At 43.5% G+C, this 20,319-nt stretch carries 11 protein-coding genes; 4 read left to right on the forward strand and 7 right to left on the reverse strand.

All coding sequences use genetic code 11. From position 1 onward, the window contains the following. Positions 1–63: 63 nt before the first annotated feature. The 3 genes from Bovatus_RS21300 to Bovatus_RS21310 all read right to left on the reverse strand — a co-directional run bounded on the left by Bovatus_RS21300 (position 64) and on the right by Bovatus_RS21310 (position 4,304). Positions 64–1,581: an MFS transporter gene (locus Bovatus_RS21300; protein ID WP_004301500.1), complete on the reverse strand. Its 1,518-nt coding sequence runs from the start codon at positions 1,579–1,581 to the stop codon at positions 64–66. A 328-nt stretch (positions 1,582–1,909) separates the two neighbouring features. Continuing rightward, positions 1,910–2,830 carry a 5-dehydro-4-deoxy-D-glucuronate isomerase gene (gene kduI / locus Bovatus_RS21305; RefSeq protein ID WP_004301501.1) on the reverse strand — a complete coding sequence of 307 codons (921 nt, stop codon included), beginning with the start codon at positions 2,828–2,830 and terminating at the stop codon, positions 1,910–1,912. A 67-nt stretch (positions 2,831–2,897) separates the two neighbouring features. Next, a complete protein-coding gene (locus tag Bovatus_RS21310) occupies positions 2,898–4,304 on the reverse strand; it encodes a PTS galactitol transporter subunit IIC (RefSeq protein WP_004301502.1) in 1,407 nt (468 codons plus the stop codon). Between the two features lie 301 nt (positions 4,305–4,605). On the opposite strand from Bovatus_RS21310, the gene Bovatus_RS21315 reads away from it, so the two are divergent. The 4 genes from Bovatus_RS21315 to Bovatus_RS21330 all read left to right on the forward strand — a co-directional run bounded on the left by Bovatus_RS21315 (position 4,606) and on the right by Bovatus_RS21330 (position 13,595). Beyond that, positions 4,606–5,805 (forward strand): glycoside hydrolase family 88/105 protein, encoded by a 1,200-nt coding sequence (locus Bovatus_RS21315; protein WP_004320969.1) that lies wholly within the window; start codon positions 4,606–4,608, stop codon positions 5,803–5,805. 9 nt (positions 5,806–5,814) lie between these two features. Then, positions 5,815–6,786, forward strand: coding sequence for a pectinesterase family protein (locus tag Bovatus_RS21320; protein ID WP_004301505.1), 972 nt, complete (start codon positions 5,815–5,817; stop codon positions 6,784–6,786). A gap of 359 nt (positions 6,787–7,145) precedes the next feature. Beyond that, positions 7,146–8,894, forward strand: coding sequence for a pectinesterase family protein (locus Bovatus_RS21325; protein WP_004301507.1), 1,749 nt, complete (start codon positions 7,146–7,148; stop codon positions 8,892–8,894). Positions 8,895–9,059: 165 nt separating this feature from the next. Continuing rightward, on the forward strand, positions 9,060–13,595 hold the full coding sequence (locus tag Bovatus_RS21330) for a hybrid sensor histidine kinase/response regulator transcription factor (protein WP_004301508.1): 4,536 nt from the start codon (positions 9,060–9,062) through the stop codon (positions 13,593–13,595). 144 nt (positions 13,596–13,739) lie between these two features. Here Bovatus_RS21330 and Bovatus_RS21335 read toward each other — a convergent pair whose 3' ends face one another. The 4 genes from Bovatus_RS21335 to Bovatus_RS21350 form a co-directional block, all read right to left on the reverse strand. Continuing rightward, positions 13,740–15,236 (reverse strand): pectate lyase, encoded by a 1,497-nt coding sequence (locus Bovatus_RS21335; RefSeq protein ID WP_004301509.1) that lies wholly within the window; start codon positions 15,234–15,236, stop codon positions 13,740–13,742. Positions 15,237–15,271: 35 nt separating this feature from the next. Continuing rightward, positions 15,272–16,933 carry a polysaccharide lyase domain-containing protein gene (locus tag Bovatus_RS21340; RefSeq protein ID WP_004301510.1) on the reverse strand — a complete coding sequence of 554 codons (1,662 nt, stop codon included), beginning with the start codon at positions 16,931–16,933 and terminating at the stop codon, positions 15,272–15,274. Positions 16,934–16,964: 31 nt separating this feature from the next. Continuing rightward, complete coding sequence (locus Bovatus_RS21345; RefSeq protein ID WP_004301511.1) at positions 16,965–18,548, reverse strand: polysaccharide lyase domain-containing protein; 1,584 nt, start codon at positions 18,546–18,548, stop codon at positions 16,965–16,967. Positions 18,549–18,641: 93 nt separating this feature from the next. After that, the gene (locus tag Bovatus_RS21350) at positions 18,642–20,270 is read right to left on the reverse strand and encodes a pectinesterase family protein (RefSeq protein ID WP_004301512.1); all 1,629 of its coding nucleotides are present in this window, start codon (positions 20,268–20,270) and stop codon (positions 18,642–18,644) included. Between the last annotated feature and the right edge of the window lie 49 nt (positions 20,271–20,319).

The following is a 20,319-nucleotide window of genomic DNA, read 5'->3' on the forward strand; positions in this document are numbered from 1 at the left end:
AAAAGAGTAACTCGGCGACGAGTTACTCTTTTGTTTTTAATGATTCTATCTGTTCGAATAGATTTACTCTAATACGATAGGTTTGTATTTCGGAACTAATGCCTTCATGATAACCCAACCCAACAGATAAGCTACTGCACATACGCAGAAGATAACGAAATATCCGGCTGGTTTGCCTTCGAATCCCATGAATGTCATGGCTGGGTGTACGAATTGTGCTCCTTGTTCGAGTAATTCTTTTGTCATTTCCACCTCTTTGCCGTCGATCATCGTTGTTCCGGAAGCATATACGAACAAGTTACCTGCCACTTTCTGAAGAATCATAGAGCCTACGCCTCCTGCCATACCACCTATACCGGTGATACTTGCAATAGCTGTTCTTGGGAACATATCGCCTACGGTAGAGAATATATTGGCCGACCAGGATTGATGAGCAGCTCCACCAATACCGATTAAGATAACCGGGAACCATGGAGAAACAGTACCTAACGGTTGTGCTAACAGTACAACCAGCGGGAAGAAGGCGAAGATTAGCATCGCTTTCATACGGGCTGCATACGGATTCATACCTGTTCTGTTGATGAAGATAGTAGGTAGTTTACCACCATAGATAGATAACATAGTCACTGCATAAAGCGTAAAGATCAACGCCATACCCAGCGGGTCGGAGGTTTTGATACCGAATTGTGTATTCAGATAAGACGGAGTCCAGAAAAGGAAGAACCACCATACGCCGTCAGTCATGAACTTACCGAAGACAAAGGCCCATGTTTGTTTGTAGCTGAAACATTGCCAGAACTTCATTCTCTTTTCATCTTTCTCGTCTGTCATTGGAGCACTGCCTGCTTCGCGATTATCTTGCTCGATGTAGTCAAGCTCTGCCTGATTGACATGTTTGCTTTTCGACGGGGCATCATACATAAACACCCAGAATCCCATCCAGATAAAGCCAAGTCCACCAATTACGATAAATGCCATTTCCCAACCGAACATTTTTGCCAGAATAGGAATGGTAAGAGGAGCGATCAATGCTCCGATAGATGCACCGGCATTAAAGATAGAAGTAGCATAAGCACGGTCTTTTTTAGGGAAGTACTCTGCAGTTACTTTAATAGCAGCAGGGAAGTTACCGGCTTCTCCTAAAGCGAGAATACAGCGGGCGGCGAGGAAGCAGTACATACTGACCGTAGCAATAGTCACTACCACATCTCCTGTGGCACCGGCCAGTTCTGCTGCACTATGAAGTCCAACTTGTGCTTCTGTGACAATACCACAAACGGCATGAAGACAAGCACCTGCCGACCAGACACCGATAGCCCATAAAAATCCTTTTTTAGTTCCCATCCAGTCGACAAAACGACCGGCAAACAGCATACATATAGCGTATACAATGGAGAAAACAGAAGTAATAGTACCGTAGTGAGATTCGTCCCAGTGGAATTCCGGTTTGATAAATTCATCCCACGTCAATGAGAGAACCTGACGGTCGAGATAGTTAACTGTAGTAGCAAAAAATAGCATAGCACAGATGGTCCATCTGTAGTTTGTCATCTTTTCGCCTGTTTTTTGAAATGCATTCATGATAATGGATTTAAATAGATTTTGTTTCGTTGACAAAGGTCGGTATTTCGACTGAATTTTATTTGTAAAAATTGGTCAAAATCATGTATTATTCGTTGCATTATATATGCTATTTGTTTCAAAGGATATAAAAATGTCTCATAGCATTATCATTTGCAACGTTGGGGGTAATACAGAAAGAAGATAAACGAGTTTGTGAATCAAGAGCAAATGAGTCTAATCTTTTAGACGCAGATGACGCGGATAATGCGGATTCTTATTTTTTGATCCGTGCTATCCGCGTTATCTGCGTCTGAAAAATTATATGTCATACAGGAATACGCAACGGTTAGCGCATTTCTGTATATTTGATCTTGTCCATGTCTCCGTAATCGAGGTTTTCACCTGCCATACCCCAGATAAACATGTAGTTGCTTGTTCCGGCAGCAGCGTGGATAGACCATTCCGGTGACATGATAGCTTGTTCGTTCTGCATCCATACGACGCGTTCTTCTTGAGGTTCGCCCATGAAGTGGCAGATAGCATTTCCTGCCGGTACATTGAAGTAGAAGTATGCTTCTACACGACGAGAGTGAGTGTGTGCCGGCATGGTGTTCCATACGCTACCCGGTTTCAGTTCAGTCAATCCCATTTGCAGTTGGCAGGGGCCTTCTTCAAGTACGTTGTTAACAATCAACTGGTTGATAACGCGGTCGTTGCTTTCTTCCAGCTTTCCGGCAGCAAATGAGTTTGCTTTCAGAGAACCTTTACGTCCGTCGATAGTAATCAATTGAGTCTTGTATTCCTTGTGGGCAGTAGCCGAGTTGATGTAGAATTTGGCAGGATTGCTGGAATCTTTGCTCTTGAAAGTCACTTTCTGCTTGCCTCTACCTACGTACAGGGCATCTTTGAATTTCAGCGTATATTCTTTACCGTCTACGGTTACGATACCTTCGCCACCAATGTTGATGACACCCAGTTCGCGGCGTTCGAGGAAGAATTTAGATTTCAACGGGTCGATTGTTTCAAGTACCAATTCTTTTGTCGCAGGTACTGCGCCACCGAAGATCAGACGGTCGTACATAGAATAAGTAACGTTGATTTCGTTCGGAACCATTACTTTTTCCATCAGGAAGCTACTGCGCAAGCGGTTAGTATCATACGTTTTCACGTCTTGCGGGCTGCAAGCCACTTGCATCTTGTAATTCACCTGGGCGGAGGCAGACATTGCTGCGATACCCAACATCATTGCAATTGCTAATTTTTTCATCTTTCGAGTTTTTTATTGAGTTATATATTATATACCACTTATTATTATCAGTTAAAGGCTTTTCTACTTATTCCTTATTACTGTTCAATGCGTTCTTTGCGTCGTTTCTAGTCATGCGGATACGGTTGTAGATAGCCATTCCGAGTGCCAGTGCCACGAGGATGGCAGGGCCGATAATCTTCAGACTGTAAGTAAGGTGGAAGATACCCCAGCAGAAGAGACTGGAAGCAAAGTCAAGTGCGCCGCCTTCAAAACCGGCGGGGATGTTTACTGTCGGGTCACCTGTTGCTTCGTATACATCTTTAGCAGCCAGTGTGAAGAAGCCTGCCAGTCCTGTTACGAAATACAGACCTACAATCAATGCCACCAGGCCGATAATAAATGATTTCACTACGTTACCTTTTGTAATAGGCAGAATCATCGGGAACAGGTAGAACATACCTGCCAGAGAAGCCAGCGGTAAGAAACGGTTGCCCGGAAGGATAACAGCCAGGAAGATAGTGACAGGGATCAACAGCAGAGATACCACCAGGGTAGTCGGGTGACCGATAACCAGTGCAGGGCTCATACCGATGCTCAAACCGGTGTTATTCTTATATTTCTTAGCGATCAGTTCGCGGGTAGCGTCAGAGATCGGTTTCAAACCTTCGATAAAGAGGCTGGTGATACGTGGAATCAATTCCATCACCGCACCCATCTTGATACCCAGTCCTAAAATGCCCGGAATATTATCCAATACTTCTTTCCAGCTGGCACAACCCAATGCGCCTATACCGCAACCGATTACGATACCCAAGAACAGCGGTTCACCCATCAATCCGAATTTCTTTTTCATACCTTCAGAATCAATATTCAGTTTGTCGAATCCCGGAATTTTATCCAATAGTTTATTGATTACAATAGCAAACGGAACGAAACTTTGGCAGAACGGTTGAGGAATAGAGATACCGTCCATTTTATCATAGAACTTTTGGAAAGCAGGAGCAGTCATATCAGCCATTACCAGCGTAATGATGTAGCAGATGATAGCAGCGAAGAATCCCCAATAGATATTGTCGGAAGCAAAGTAAACGATAGCACCGATAAATGCGAAGTGCCAATAGTTCCAAAGGTCGATATTGACGGTACGGGTTGTTTTGGTAAGCAACATTAATAAGTTAACTCCCAAGCAAACAGGGATGATGAAAGCACCGACTGAAGTGTTGTAAGCTACCGCCGCAGCAGAAGGCCAACCCATGTCGAAAATTCCCAATTCCAATCCGTAGATTTCAACCATTTTACTTAATGCCGGACCCAGACTGCTGGTGAGCAATGCCGTCACTACTGATAAACCAACGAAACCGACACCAACCAACAAACCGCTCTTCAGCGCTTTGGGAAGTTTAATACCGATACATACTCCTAAAATCGTGAAAATGATTGGCATCATTACTGCCGCTCCAAGACCGATAATGTACTTAAATACTTCTTCCATTCTGTTCTATTTTTTCTCTGTTTTAATGATAAATTACCTGTGTTTCCCCAGAGGGTATTAGTTGTAAACCGTGCCAAAAGTAAGACCTTTTTTGCTTTCTTCCAAAACGAAACTCTTAATTTATGAGATATTGCATCAAAAATGGACATTTTTGACGTTTGCGTGCACAAAATTAGTCGTTTCCGTGCACGAAAAACAAAAAATGCACCTACTTGACTAAAAAATCCCACTGGGTTTGGAGGAAAAACACTACTTTCGTACCGTGAAAAAAGACTATGTTGAATCCTTAAAATAACAAACCATGAGACGAACTCCTTTTTATAATTTTTTTATAGTGGCTTTATTGGTTACAATGACCGCTTCTGTATCGGCACAACAGGTAGACAGCAAACTTCCCTGGTCTGTGCGACTGACTGAATCGGAAATGATCCGTTACCCCGAATCCTGGCAGCTCGACTTTCAGCCGAAACTGAAGTGGGATTATTGCCACGGACTTGAACTGGGAGCCATGCTCGATGTGTACGACGCTTATGGCGACAAGAAAATTCGCGATTACGCCATCGCGTATGCGGATACAATGGTGCACGAGGACGGAAGCATTACCGCTTATAAATTAACCGATTACAGTCTCGACCGTATCAACTCCGGAAAAATCCTTTTCCGTATCTATGAGCAGACCAAGAATCCTAAATATAAGAAAGCGCTCGACCTGCTTTATAGCCAGTTTGAAGGACAACCGCGTAATGAGGACGGTGGTTTTTGGCATAAAAAGATTTATCCCCACCAAATGTGGTTGGACGGAATTTACATGGGAGCTCCTTTCTACGCGGAATATGCATTCCGTAATAATCTTCCGCAGGACTATGCAGATGTAATCAACCAGTTTGTCACTTGTGCCCGTCATACGTACGATCCTAAAAATGGTCTTTATCGTCATGCGTGCGATGTAAGCCGCACTCAACGTTGGGCGGACCCGGTGACCGGACAGTCGAAACATACATGGGGACGTGCAATGGGATGGTATGCGATGGCATTGGTGGATGTGCTCGAATTTATTCCGCAGCATGAAGCCGGAAGAGATTCCCTGCTTGATATATTGAATAATGTAGCTGTGCAGGTGAAGAAACTTCAGGACCCGAAGACCGGAGGATGGTATCAGGTGATGGATCGGAGTGGTGATAAGGGTAATTACGTAGAATCTTCTTGTTCCGCTATGTTCATTTATTCGCTCTTTAAGGCGGTTCGTTTGGGATATATTGATAAGTCTTATCTGGATGTGGCATTGAAAGGCTACAAAGGATTCCTGGATAATTTTATCGAAGTGGACAAGAACGGATTGGTAACCATCACCAAGGCTTGTGCAGTGGCAGGATTGGGAGGAAAGGTATATCGTTCCGGCGATTATGACTATTATATTAATGAAACTATCCGCAATAACGATCCTAAAGCCGTAGGACCTTTTATTATGGCTAGCTTGGAATACGAACGTTTACAAAAGTAATTTCCGACAATGAAAAGGACTATTTTTAAAGGAATGATGTGTTTGCTTCTACTGGGTGTGGGAGCAACATCTGTTTATGCACAACAACAGCAACGCAAAGACACATTAGTCGTGGCACGCGACGGGACAGGGGAGTATCGTAACATTCAGGAAGCCGTGGAAGCCGTCCGCGCTTTTATGGATTATACGGTGACGATCTATATCAAGAATGGTATATACAAAGAAAAACTAGTCATTCCTTCCTGGGTAAAGAATGTGCAATTAGTGGGCGAAAGCGCAGAAAAAACGATTATCACTTACGATGACCATGCCAATATCAATAAGATGGGTACTTTCCGCACCTATACGGTAAAAGTGGAAGGGAATGACATCACTTTCAAAGACCTGACGATTGAAAATAATGCGGCTCCACTGGGGCAAGCGGTAGCTCTTCACACCGAAGGTGACAGACTGATGTTTGTCAACTGCCGTTTCCTGGGAAATCAGGATACTATTTATACAGGAACCGAAGGAGCGCGTCTCTTATTCACGAATTGCTATATCGAGGGAACTACCGATTTTATTTTTGGTCCTTCCACCGCTCTATTCGAATATTGCGAACTGCATAGTAAACGTGATTCGTATATCACTGCCGCTTCCACTCCTCAAAGTGAAGAATTCGGTTATGTATTTAAAAACTGTAAGCTGACAGCCGCTCCGGGAGTGAAAAAAGTATATTTGGGTCGTCCGTGGCGTCCTTATGCGGCAACGGTCTTTATCAATTGTGAGTTTGGTAATCATATCCGTCCCGAAGGATGGCACAATTGGAGGAATCCGGAGAACGAAAAGACAGCCCGTTATGCCGAATTCGGAAATACGGGTGCGGGCGCAGATACTTCCGGGCGTGTGGCATGGGCTAAACAGTTGACAAATAAGGAGGCAATGAAGTATACTCCGCAAAATATCTTTAAGGAAAGCAGTAATTGGTATCCTTATAAATAAAAATACGTAGGGTTTCCGACTGTTTATGCAGCTTGAAATTCTTGTTTCCGGGCTTGGCTCTTTGCTTTCCCTAGCTTGAAACTCCCGTTCCAAGGCAGGAAACTGCAGTTTCCCTATGTGGGAACTGTCGTTTCTCTACGTGGAAACTAGCGTTTCTTACCGGGGAAACTGTAGTTCCTATACGTGGAAACTGAATTTGTCTGCGTGCAAAATAGGATTATATAAGGTGTTGCAGATAAACATCTGCAACGGTATCTGCAACAGTATCTGCAACGCTGCAATCGGTTGATTGCAAGTAAGATACAAGCAAAACGTTGCAGGTGGCAGATAAAAACAAAAAATAAAACTCGTAGGAGGGGATGAAGAATATGAAAACACTTAGGGTTAAAATGGTAGGGCTACTTGCAACGGCTCTTATTCTTTTTTCTGCATTTCGTGCAGATAAACCGGTCATCACTATCTTTATGATAGGTGATTCGACAATGGCTAACAAGAAAATAGACGGAGGAAATCCCGAACGTGGTTGGGGAATGATACTTCCCGGATTCTTCTCCGAAGACATACGGATAGACAATCATGCCGCCAACGGTCGAAGTTCCAAGAGCTTTATCAGCGAAGGACGCTGGGAAAAAGTAATTTCTAAGGTGAAGAAAGGAGATTATGTCTTTATCCAGTTCGGCCATAATGATGAGAAAGCAGACTCTACCCGTCACACCGATCCGGGTAGTACTTTTGATGAAATTCTTCGTCGGTATGTGAATGAAACCCGCGCCAAAGGTGGAATTCCGGTATTGTTCAACTCTATCGTCCGTCGAAACTTTGTGCAGCCGAAGGATGATGCCATCGCAAAAGATGTCCGCCGTACACCGGGGGAAAAGGAACAACCGAAAGAGGGAACCGTTTTATTCGATACGCATGGTGCCTATCTGGATGCTCCCCGCAATGTGGCAAAAGAACTGGGAGTGACTTTCATCGACATGAACAAAATCACCCATGACCTGGTGCAGGGACTTGGACCAGTAGAATCAAAGAAACTATTCATGTTTGTCGAACCCAATCAGGTGCCGGCTTTCCCGAAAGGTCGTGAAGACAATACTCACTTAAACGTATACGGAGCACGAACAATTGCCGGACTGGCAGTGGATGCTATCGGCAAGGAAATTCCGGAACTGGCGAAATATATCCGTCAATTCGATTATGTAGTGGCCCAAGACGGTAGCGGTGATTTCTTTACCGTGCAGGAAGCTATCAATGCTGTTCCCGATTTTCGCAAAGACGTCCGTACCACTATCCTGATTCGTAAAGGAACTTATAAAGAGAAACTCATCATCCCTGAATCCAAGATTAATATATCTTTGATTGGAGAAGACGGTGCGATACTGACTTATGACGGTTTTGCAAACAAGAAAAATGTATTTGGCGAGAACATGGGAACTTCCGGTTCGTCCAGCTGTTACATCTATGCCCCCGATTTTTATGCGGAGAATATCACATTTGAGAACTCTGCTGGTCCCGTAGGACAGGCAGTTGCCTGCTTTGTGTCTGCCGACCGTGTCTATTTTAAGAACTGTCGTTTTCTAGGTTTCCAGGATACGCTTTATACATACAGCAAGCAAAGCCGCCAATATTACGAAGACTGCTACATCGAAGGAACGGTAGATTTTATCTTCGGTTGGTCTACGGCTGTTTTCAACCGTTGTCACATTCATAGCAAACGGGATGGTTATGTCACCGCTCCCTCTACTGATAAAGGTAAAAAATATGGCTATGTATTCTATGATTGCAGACTGACTGCGGAACCGGAAGCCACAAAAGTGTATCTGTCCCGTCCTTGGCGTCCGTATGCGCAAGCTGTATTTATCCGTTGCGAACTAGGTAAACACATTCTCCCTGTCGGTTGGAATAACTGGGGCAAGAAAGAGAACGGAAATACAGTCTTCTATGCCGAATATGAGAGTCGGGGCGAAGGAGCCAATCCGAAAGCGCGTGCCGCTTTCTCCCAACAACTGAAAAACCTGCAAGGATACGAGATTACGACTGTACTGGCAGGCGAAGATGGATGGAGTCCGGTAGCGGACGGAAACAAACTGATAACAGTGAAACGTTGACTTGACGAATATGTAAAGAAATGAATTACTAAGCAAAAAACAATGGATATATAAAAGACAATAGATCACTTGTCCTATAGAATGGTTCGATTCTGTTAAATAGCCGCTAAAGATTGCATAAAAGTACAACTATTTTTCTATCTTTACGGCACAGAACCTAGTTATATGATGAAGAAAACCTTAATTTCAGTAATTCTTTTGCTAGCTATTGTGTTCTTGACACATGCGCAGCAGCACTGTTTTTTCACCCACTATTCTACTGAAGATGGATTGTCCCAGAATACGGTGATGAACATCTTGCAAGATCACAAAGACAACCTTTGGTTTGCCACTTGGGATGGAATCAACCGTTTCAACGGTTATACCTTCAAAACATATAAGGCCCGTCAGGGAAACTACATCAGTCTGACCAATAATCGCGTAGACCGTATCTATGAAGACCGTTATGGTTTTTTGTGGCTACTGACTTATGATAATCGTGTCCATCGTTTCGACCCGAAGACAGAGACTTTCGAACAAGTACCTGCTGCCGGAGAGGAGGGGAGTGCTTTCAATGTGCATACCATTGAGGTGATGCCGAACGGAACCGTCTGGCTGCTGACAGAAAATGACGGAGCTATCCGCATCCTGACTCATCCAAATGAGAATCATCGCCTGACATGGGATATTTATTCCAGTAAGACGGAACTGTTTCCCTCTTTACATGTATTCAAAGTACATCAGGACAAAGCAGGTAATGACTGGCTGTTGACAGATAACGGTCTCGGCATGATCCGCCCCGGAAAGAAAGAACCGGATTCCTATTTTACGGAGACAAAAGGAAAGTTTGGCGGCATAAACCAAGCCTTCTATGCAGTACAGGAGCGGGATAAGGACATCTGCTTTGCTTCGGATCATGGACGTATCTGGTCTTATCAGAAAGATAGCGGAGAATTTACGTTGATCGAACTTCCTACAAAAGGACAGATCACTTCCATTCACCCCGTTGCACCGGACGTTTCTGTAATTACTACCGATTCGGATGGTTTCTTTACTTACAATCTGCGGACCAAAACAAATGTGCATTACTCATTCCTGACTTGTAAGGCTTTACCCGCAAAACCAATCCTTTCTGCTTATGTAGACCGTTCTTCGGAAGTGTGGTTCGAGCAGGAAGAACCGGGTGTTGTAGCCCATTTTAATCCCTCGACCGGAGTGGTGACCCGTGAACAGATTCTTATTGAATACAGTAATCCCGAACGTTCCCGTCCGGCCTTCCATATCCATGAAGATGTAAACGGGTATCTTTGGGTACACCCTTACGGAGGAGGTTTCTCTTACTTCGATCCTCAAAAAAAACGGTTGGTTCCTTTCTATAACGGACTGGGTAGCCGTGACTGGCGCTTCTCCAATAAGATTCATTCGGCTTTCTCCGACAAACAAGGTAATTTATGGCTTTGCACCCACTCCAAGGGATTGGAGAAGGTGACTTATCGGAATGTACCTTTTGCGATGATGACTCCCATGCCGCATGAACATGAATCATTGCATAATGAGGTACGTGCCCTGTGCGAAGACAAACTGGGTAATCTGTGGGTTGGCTTGAAAGATGGTATGCTTCGTATGTATGATGCCGATAAAGCTTATAAAGGATACCTGACCGAAAGCGGCATCGTTTCTACTACCGGTACTCCCATGTTGGGAACTGTTTATTTTGTTATTCAGGATTCGAAAGGAATCATCTGGATTGCAACAAAAGGAGACGGACTTGTCCGTGCCGAGCCGACTTCTTCCAACGGAATGTCTTATAAACTGACCCGTTATCTTCATCGTGAAGAGGATATGTACAGTTTGAGCGATAATAATGTGTATTGTATCTATGAAGATCATTATGGTCGTATTTGGGTAGCTACTTTTGCCGGAGGTATCAATTATATCACGCAGAATGAAGCAGGAAAGACATTGTTTATCAATCACCGGAATAATCTGAAAGGGTATCCGATTGATCCTTGCTACAAAGCGCGTTTCATTACTTCCGATAATAATGGACGCCTGTGGGTAGGTACAACTACGGGAGCTGTTGCTTTTGATGAGAACTTTAAGAAACCGGAGGATGTGCAGTTTTATCATTTCTCCCGTATGCCGAACGATACGCAAAGTCTGAGTAATAATGATGTCCATTGGATTATTTCCACTAAGAAAAAGGAACTGTATCTGGCTACTTTCGGTGGGGGACTCAACAAACTGATATCTATCAGTAAGGACGGCCACGGAGAGTTCAAATCATATTCCGTACTGGACGGTCTTCCTTCCGACGTCTTGCTTTCTGCCCGCGAAGATAGTAAGGAGAATTTATGGATTAGTACGGAGAATGGAATTTGTAAATTTATCCCGTCTGAAGAACGTTTTGAAAGTTACGACGAACGTAGTATTACTTTCCCAGTGCGCTTTAGTGAAGCGGCTTCCACATTGACGGCTAAAGGAAGTATGCTTTTCGGTGCCAGTGGGGGAGTCTTTATATTTAATCCCGACTCTATTCGTAAGAGTAGCTATATCCCACCTATCGTATTCTCCAAACTGATGGTGACTAATGAGGATATTACGCCCGGAGATAACTCCTTGTTGAAGGTGGATATTGACGATACCGACCCATTGGTGCTCTCACACAAAGAGAATATTTTCTCCGTTCACTTCGCTGCACTCGATTATACTAATCCGCAGAATATACAGTATGCTTATATTCTCGACGGATTTGAGAAACAGTGGACTTTTGCCGACAAGCAGCGTAGTGTGACTTATACGAATCTTCCGAAAGGAGAGTATGTGCTCCGTGTTCGTTCAACGAATAGTGATGGTGTGTGGGTGGATAATGAACGTATACTGAACATTGTTATTCTGCCTTCTTTCTGGGAGACGCCGGTAGCTTATGTGCTTTATGTTCTTTTTATTCTGATTATTATTCTCGTAGCCGTTTATATCCTGTTTACTATTTATCGGTTGAAGCATGAAGTTTCGGTCGAACAGCAGATTTCAGATATAAAACTGCGTTTCTTTACTAACATATCGCATGAGTTGCGTACTCCGCTTACGTTGATAGCCGGTCCGGTGGAGCAGGTCTTGAAGAATGATAAATTGCCGGCTGATGCTCGCGAACAGTTAGTGGTGGTTGAACGGAACACCAATCGGATGCTTCGTCTTGTCAATCAGATTCTGGACTTCCGCAAGATTCAGAATAAGAAGATGAAGATGCAGGTGCAGCGGGTGGATATTGTACCTTTCGTCCGTAAGGTGATGGAAAATTTTGAAGCTGTGGCCGAGGAACATCGGATTGATTTCCTGTTCCAGACCGAAAAGGAACATCTTTATCTTTGGGTGGATGCCGATAAGCTGGAAAAGATTGTATTCAATTTGCTTTCCAATGCATTTAAATATACGCCGAATGGCAAGATGATTACGATGTTTATCCGGGAAGATGAAAAGATGGTTTCTATCGGTGTGCAAGATCAGGGTATCGGTATCGCGGAAAACAAAAAGAAGTCACTGTTTGTCCGTTTTGAGAATCTGGTAGATAAGAATCTTTTCAATCAGGCTAGTACGGGTATCGGACTTTCATTGGTGAAAGAGTTGGTGGAAATGCATAAAGCGACTATTTCCGTTGATAGTCATTTGGGAGAAGGGAGTTGCTTCAAAGTCGATTTCCTCAAGGGAAAAGAACATTACGATAAGGAAGCCGAGTTTATTCTGGAAGATGCGGATGCTCCGGCAAGAATGGGACAGGTAGTGGATATTGCCAATTCTTCCATTCAGTCTGAAACGTTGGTAAGCGATGATTCGGAGAAGATTGATGATGTGTATGGGGAAGAATTTGCGAAAGAAGAGAACTCCAAAGAATTGATGCTGTTAGTCGAAGATAATCAGGAGTTACGTGAATTCTTGCGCAGTATATTTTCTCCGATGTACCGGGTGGTGGAAGCTGCTGACGGTAAGGAGGGGGCAAGCAAGGCTTTGAAGTACCTGCCGGATATTATCATCAGTGACGTGATGATGCCTGAAAAAGACGGTATCGAAATGACGCGTGAACTGCGTGCGGATATGACGACCAGCCATATACCTATCATTTTGCTTACTGCCAAAACTACGATTGAAAGCAAACTGGAGGGATTGGAATATGGTGCGGATGATTATATAACGAAGCCTTTCAGTGCTACCTATCTGCAAGCACGTGTGGAAAATCTGTTGATGCAGCGTAAGAAACTGCAAAGTTTCTACCGGGATAGTCTGATGCATATCAATATTTCTACCGGTCAGGAGGAAGTGCCTGTGGCTACGGATATGCCGTCTGCTGAAGAAGATGTGTCCGAAACTCCACCTACAACTCTCGAAATGTCTCCCAACGACCGTAAGTTTATGGATAAATTGGTTGAATTGATGGAGCAGAACATGGATAATGGAGAACTGGTGGTAGATGATTTGGTTCGGGAACTGGCTGTCAGCCGTTCTGTCTTCTTCAAGAAGCTGAAAACACTTACCGGATTGGCTCCGATTGAATTTATCAAAGAAATGCGTATCAAGCGGGCTACACAATTAATAGAAACCGGAGAATTTAATATGACCCAGATTTCGTATATGGTCGGCATTAATGATCCGCGTTATTTCAGTAAATGCTTTAAAGCACAGGTTGGAATGACGCCTACAGAGTATCGGGATAGAGTGGGGAGATAATAATAGGAAAGGAAAGAAATAGAAAGGGGGATGTTCAAAGCTCCCCTTTTATCGAAATCACCCTCACTACAACTATCTGTGGCGAGGGTGATTTTTTGTTTATGAGAGTTCCGATACATTTACCCTCATCTTGGTTATCCGAAATTATTTTTTAGGGTATAGATGATTCACAAGGCTGTTCATATATATTTCCAGGTTTGTATATTCCGGGCTTAATGTATATTTGGCTCCGTCTGAAGGATCATTGGGATTAAGGTTGTGTTTCTTTTCCCATTCATCGGGAATACCATCACCATCTGTATCAACAAGTGCTGTTTCTGATTTATATTCCGGCCATCCTCCTACATCAGACGGTTGGTCAATCATTCCATTCGTGCTTCCGTGAGAACCTTCGTAAGTATAAGTGCCTTTGAGAGTTTCATCTACGATGCGTTGGTCTATGGCGTCACGGCGATATGAAGCACCGGCAAACTCGAGAACATCTTTGTAGGCTTTCTTGGCAGGTTGCAAAGAAGTATGTTCGGCTATGTCAAATGCTTTTTTAGACAGTACTTCCTTTTCTGTGGCAAAGTCTTTTTTGATAACCAGTCCGTAAGAGTTATCCATATTCACTTTATAAAGAGCCTCTTTCTGCTTGTCAGTCAGTTTGGGACAGGTAGGATCCATATAGTTACCTTTGAAATAGAATACACCATGAACACCTGCTTTATTGTTGTTTTTGCCATCATCGGCATACGCTGTAAACAAGCGTTTGAAAGAACCTTTTGTCGCACTGAAAGGTCCCGGTTTATAGTAGTTATTAATAAAGTTGTAGGAACCTCCTTCACCAGCATAAGCACCGTCACTGCCATAATTATAAATCACATTATTGAATAATTCCACTTTTTCATCTTCCGGACGACCCGTATAACGGCTTCCGCAAAGACGGGGTGTGCGGTTAGTGTGATGGGCGAGTAAGTTATGGTGAAAAGTAGCAGGCTGTCCACCCCAGATACCTCCATAACCATGCGCTCCCTTTTCGTGGATAGAATTGGCGAGACTTTCACTGATGATGCACCATTGAAGAGTGAAATTACGGTTATCATAGAATGTGGCACATTCGTCCGTACACCAGCTCATGGAGCAGTGGTCTATGATAATGTTTTGGTGCGCTTTTGTACCATTCATTGCGTCGTCACCTTTTTGTTTGATGTCGACTCCCATACGGGAACGGATGAAACGGATGATTACATTGTCTGCCTGAATAGAGAATGTATAGTTTTTCAGGCAAATGCCATCACCCGGAGCTGTCTGTCCTGCAATGGTCACATCACCATTGCTGAGTTTTAATGCTTTTTGTAATTCAATAATTCCGCTAACCGCAAAGACAATGGTGCGGGGACCTTTCTTGCTGATAGCCCAGCGAAGTGTTCCTTCCGAACCGTCGTCTGCCAGGGAAGTAACAGTGTATACAGCACCTCCGGCACCACCGGTGGTATATTTTCCTGCTCCGTCGGCACCGGGGAAGGCGAGAACTTTGGAACGATCCGGGGTAGGATAGTCCTTTGATGTTTTTTCAACCGAAATGGCAGGTTGCATGGCTTGTCCCACTAGAGGAAAAGCCAATATCAAACTACAGATTGCTAATATATTCTTTTTCATTACTAATTTATCATTTGGGTTCGAATTTACTAAATTTATTCTATAACACTGCCACCTGTCGCACCATTTACCATGATTTCGTGCACCAGACTATTGAGATACATTTCCAGATTAGTGTACTTCCCGTTTTTGTCAATAGTCGTTTCTTTTCCATCAGCAGATTTCTTGGGATTCAAACCATATTCTTCTTCCCAGTAGTCGGGAATACCGTCACCGTCCGTATCTTTCACGTTTGCATTGGTTACAGATTTCAGAACATCGTAGGGATCATTTACTCCTAAGGCTGTGCAGACATCTTTCGGGTCGTTGATATATCCACTTTTGTTTTGTGAGTAGCCGGAAAGATCTTTCCATTTGCTGGCATCTCCCGTGCAACTTGCTTTTCTGTTTTTAACGTCGCTGATTATCAACTCGTCGACTTTATCACGATAGTTGCTGGCTCCTGCATAGCTCATCACACGTTCATAAGCCTCATCCGGCGTATGAGTTCTTACATTTCCTGCCTTAACTACCGGTGAATTTGACTTTATCTGGGTATGTTGGTTCCAAAGCTCCGTAGTTGCACAGTTTTTTTCATCCATTTGTTCAAATACGCCTTTTGTCCAGTTATCATTGCTAACAGTCGTATTGCCTACCACTTTATTTCCGTCGATATAAAACTTCCCCCAAGTTTGAAGCCATTTTTTGTAAGCTTCGCCGGAGTAATTTTCCGGATATACATCCGGCTTGGCGATACGGTAAGCACGGTCTGCTTTACCGCTTTCATCGGTTCCGGGGCCTGGCTTGTAGTAGTTGTTAACGATATTCACGTGTTGCGCTTCACCACCGTAGCAGCCTTCGCCTCCCCAATTGTAGTAAACATTGTTGCGCATATCCACTCGCTCTCCATCGTTGTTGTTCAGTGCTAATGTAGTATATCGGGGACCAAGGCGTGGAACACGGCTTTCGCAATGGGCTATCAGGTTATGGTGGTAAGAGGCATAGTTTCCTCCCCAGTTACCGCCATATCCGTGAGAAGCGAATTTACCTGTGGCAGCATTGATCTTTACATCAGTCACACGTAAGGCTTGATAAGCTAAACACCATTGTACGGTAGAATTTTGCATACCATAGACAGAAAGACATTCATCGCTTCCCCAGCTTACTGAACAATGATCGATGATTACATTTTGTTTGTCACAACCTCCTAATCCGTCGCAGTCTACGTTAGAGTTTCCGGGGCGAAAACGGATGAAACGAATGATGATATTGCTGGAATTAATCGTAAATGGATAATTGGCGATACAGATACCGCCCGGTGATGTTTGTCCGGCAATGGTCAGATCATCTTTCTGGGTTTTTAATTCCGATTTCAAATAGATGGTACCCGACACATCAAATACAATCGTTTTAGGACCGTCTTGTTTCATAGCCCAGCGCAGACTTCCGCTGATACTTCCACTGGCGTCGTCTTCAAGGCTAGTCACATGATAAACTTTTCCCCCACGTCCTCCGGTGGTATTGCGACCGTGACCTTCGGCGTATGGGAAAGCAAGAAGTTCTCCATAATCCAGTTGCTTGACATCAGAAGATGTTCCACCTGGATTATTTGTTCCTCCACCTGTATCATCTACAGGATCGTCGGAAGAGCATGAGGTACATAATCCTGCGATGCTGAATGCAATAGCTACATAAAATAGAGATATTTTCTGCTTCATTATCTTTTAACTGTTTGGGGATATAGACGATTTATTTGTTGGGATACAACGTTTCTACCAGACTGTTGAGGTAAACCTCCAGATTGGTATACGTTTTACTTAGAGTATATTTGGAACCGTCGGCCTTACTTTTGGGGTTCAAACCGTTGGCAGTTTCCCATTCATCAGGGATGCCGTCGCCGTCGGTGTCTTTCGGACCGGTTTCCTTTTTATATTCCGGCCAGCCACCTACATCGCTGGCTTTATCAATAAGTCCCTTTTCACTGCCATTACTGCCGTCTGTCGTATAATCTCCGTTGCGAACGTTGGCTATGATGCGTTTATCGACATCATCATATTTTAAGGAAGCACCGGCATACTTTAATACTGATTCATAAGCTTCTTTTGCCGATTGAGTGAATTCGGATGCATCTTCGGAAATAGTAAATTCGTTACTTGACTGAAGTGCTTTTTCTCCTCCATCGGGTAAAGGAACGGCTTCTGTTGCATTGGGGTGTAACCCTTGCCAGTTGTCATTGTTTACAGAAGTAAGCAGAGATTGATATTCGGCTTTCAATTCAGGACATGTGCCATCAAAATAGTTTCCTTTCAGATAAAAAGTACCCCATATACCTTTGGTGTTTTTATTTGTACCGTCATCACCGTTAGGTTGGAAGATACGGTTTACAATATTTTTCTTGGTATTGGTAACTGGTCCGGGCTTGTAGTAGTTGTTCACGAAATTATAGCTTCCTCCTTCTCCTGCATAGCCACCATTGGTCGGTCCCCAGTTATAGAAAACATTATTTCGTAAATCGACTTTTTCATTTTCCGGTTTCCCTGTATAGCGGCTACCGCATAAACGTGGTGTACGGCTGCTGTGGTGGGCTAATAAATTGTGGTGGAATGTAGCGGGTGATCCTCCCCATATTCCTCCATAACCGTGATTACCTTTGGTGTGTACCGAACGATTCAAACTTTCGCTGATGATACACCATTGCATGGTAAAGTTAGTGTTATCGTAGAAAGAAGCACATTCATCAGTGCTCCAACTCATCGAACAATGGTCAATGATAATATTTTTATGTTGCTTTCCCCACAGTGCATCACCACTGTCGGCTTCTGCTTCTGTTGTAAAGTTGTCCGATCCCATGCGGAAACGCATGAAACGGATGATTACGTTGTCTGCCTGTACGGATACGGGATGTCCTTTCAGGCAAATACCGTTACCCGGTGCACTCTGGCCGGCAATCGTTACATCTCCGTTGGTTATCTTCAAGGGGCTTTTCAGTTCTATCAATCCGCTTACCGCAAATACGATCGTGCGCTTTCCCGTGCGATTTAATGCGTAGCGTAGTGTCCCTTGTGTTGTGTTATCGTTGTCTTCAAGCGAAGTTACTGTATACACTTCTCCGCCTGCTCCGCCGGTAGTATAACGACCTGCACCGTAAGCACCCGGAAAGGCATAACGCGTTTCGGCAGGTGTCTCTTCTTCACCACCTTCGTTCTCATTACCACCGTTACCGGTATTCTGTCCCGGTGTTTCATCAGTGATACTTGGGTCTTCGCTGCTGCAAGCAACCGATAGGTTGATTACACAGAAGCACAATAATCCCATTTTAATAGATTTGAGCATACAAATTATCTTTTAAAAAAATAGAGTTCTTTGTCTCATACATTATATTTGCTGATGATGTGACAAAGAACTCTTTATTAAATCTTATTGGTTTTATTCGCTTACTGTACCGTACTGGCTTACAGTTTTCACTGTATAAATATTGCTTTCGTCAGTGTTGGTCAGTGTAACGGTAGTGTCTGTAGTTTGCCCTGCATAGTTGCCATTCATAAAGATGAGGTAACCGGCAGCACCGGATACTGCATCCCATGTCAGAGTGTTTCCCGACAGATTGACATTGGTAGGTGCTGCAAGGGGAGTTTCCATATACTCTTTCGGGTTCCAGCTGTCAATAGTTATTATATTCTCATATGTATATTTAGCAGCTTCGGATGCTGTTAGCACTGAACTAGTGAAGGAAACGTTTCCGGAGGTGATTGTTTTACTTTCCGCAATCATATTTCCATTCTTGTCGATAGTGTTATATTCAGCATATAGTGTAGGTACTTGTCCACCATATCCCCAGTGTGAATCTATAATATCCATTTTCAACTTGGTGTTGATCCAGACAGTTTTCGTGGTTGTGGCTTGGGAACGTCCGAATGAGAATTTTGTATCATCACCGTTTACCGTACAATCTTTTATAACATATCCGTATTTATCGCTTTCACTGGTACGCGAAGCAGTTATAACGCTACCACCGTCATTGCCTGTATTATAGAATGTACTGTTTTCGATAAGTACATCGCCACTTCCCCAGATATAATCTGTATGACCTTCAATCCATGAGTTATAAACGTATGCACGATGAGGGGTTGTATTGTTCCAATAACGGGTCCACCATGTATCCTGATAGGAGACAAGCAAACAATTATTCAAAGCAAAGCGGTCTTCACGGTTTATCAAGGCTTCTGCCTGTCCGTTTTTACCTAAACCACCAGTGTGACGATTTGAGAATGCACCATAAAGATTGATGATTGAAATGTTTTCAGCATAAAAATCTGTGGCTTCAATCAACACTACTGTGTTTTGCTCTTCACTATATCCGGCTTTGCGGGCTGGTGAGTTTTCGTTGAAAATAGAATAAGGCCATGAGGTAGCATTACTTGAATCATCTACACGGTTTACTGCAAACTGGATTTTAACACCATCGCGGCTCTCACCGATTAAATGAACAAATGGTTTATTCTTATTGATCCGGACACATTCATTATAAGTTCCGTTGGCTATGAAGATTTTATAAGGACTGGTCGGTGGAGTAGTGATGGCGTTGATTGCTGCCTGGAGAGTAGTGTAATCGCCATTCCCTTTTGAATCAACAATTGCATCGAATACTTTTCCACCACCCGAAATTTCAGATTTGGCAGTAAAGCTTAAAAAGAAGTCTTCGTCGTAAGCTCTTCCCTGCATATCCGTTAATGCTCCGGCAGGAACTTCGAAAGTACATTCTTTGTTTTCCATACCAGAGAAGGTATAACGTACTTTTTCGTAGTTGATGGATACACGCACTACTCCTCCGTTGAAATAGATTTCTGTGTCTGGAGCCTGACGCATAGCTTTGCTGAAAGTCAGTTCTACATATCCGCTCGGACCTACTACATCACCATCATTGATATTCTGTGAAATCAGAACAGGGATGCTTGTATCTTCTGCATCATCGTTGTCATTACAGGAAGCACCTGTAAGAATCAACAAGAGCAGAAGTAAGTATTTACTTATTGTATTGATTGAATTTGTATTCATAATATCTGTTGCTTTTTAGAGAAGATTCTCCGTCAAGTAAATGCAAATT

The sequence above is a fragment of the Bacteroides ovatus genome, from assembly GCF_001314995.1.
GTDB lineage: Bacteria > Bacteroidota > Bacteroidia > Bacteroidales > Bacteroidaceae > Bacteroides > Bacteroides ovatus.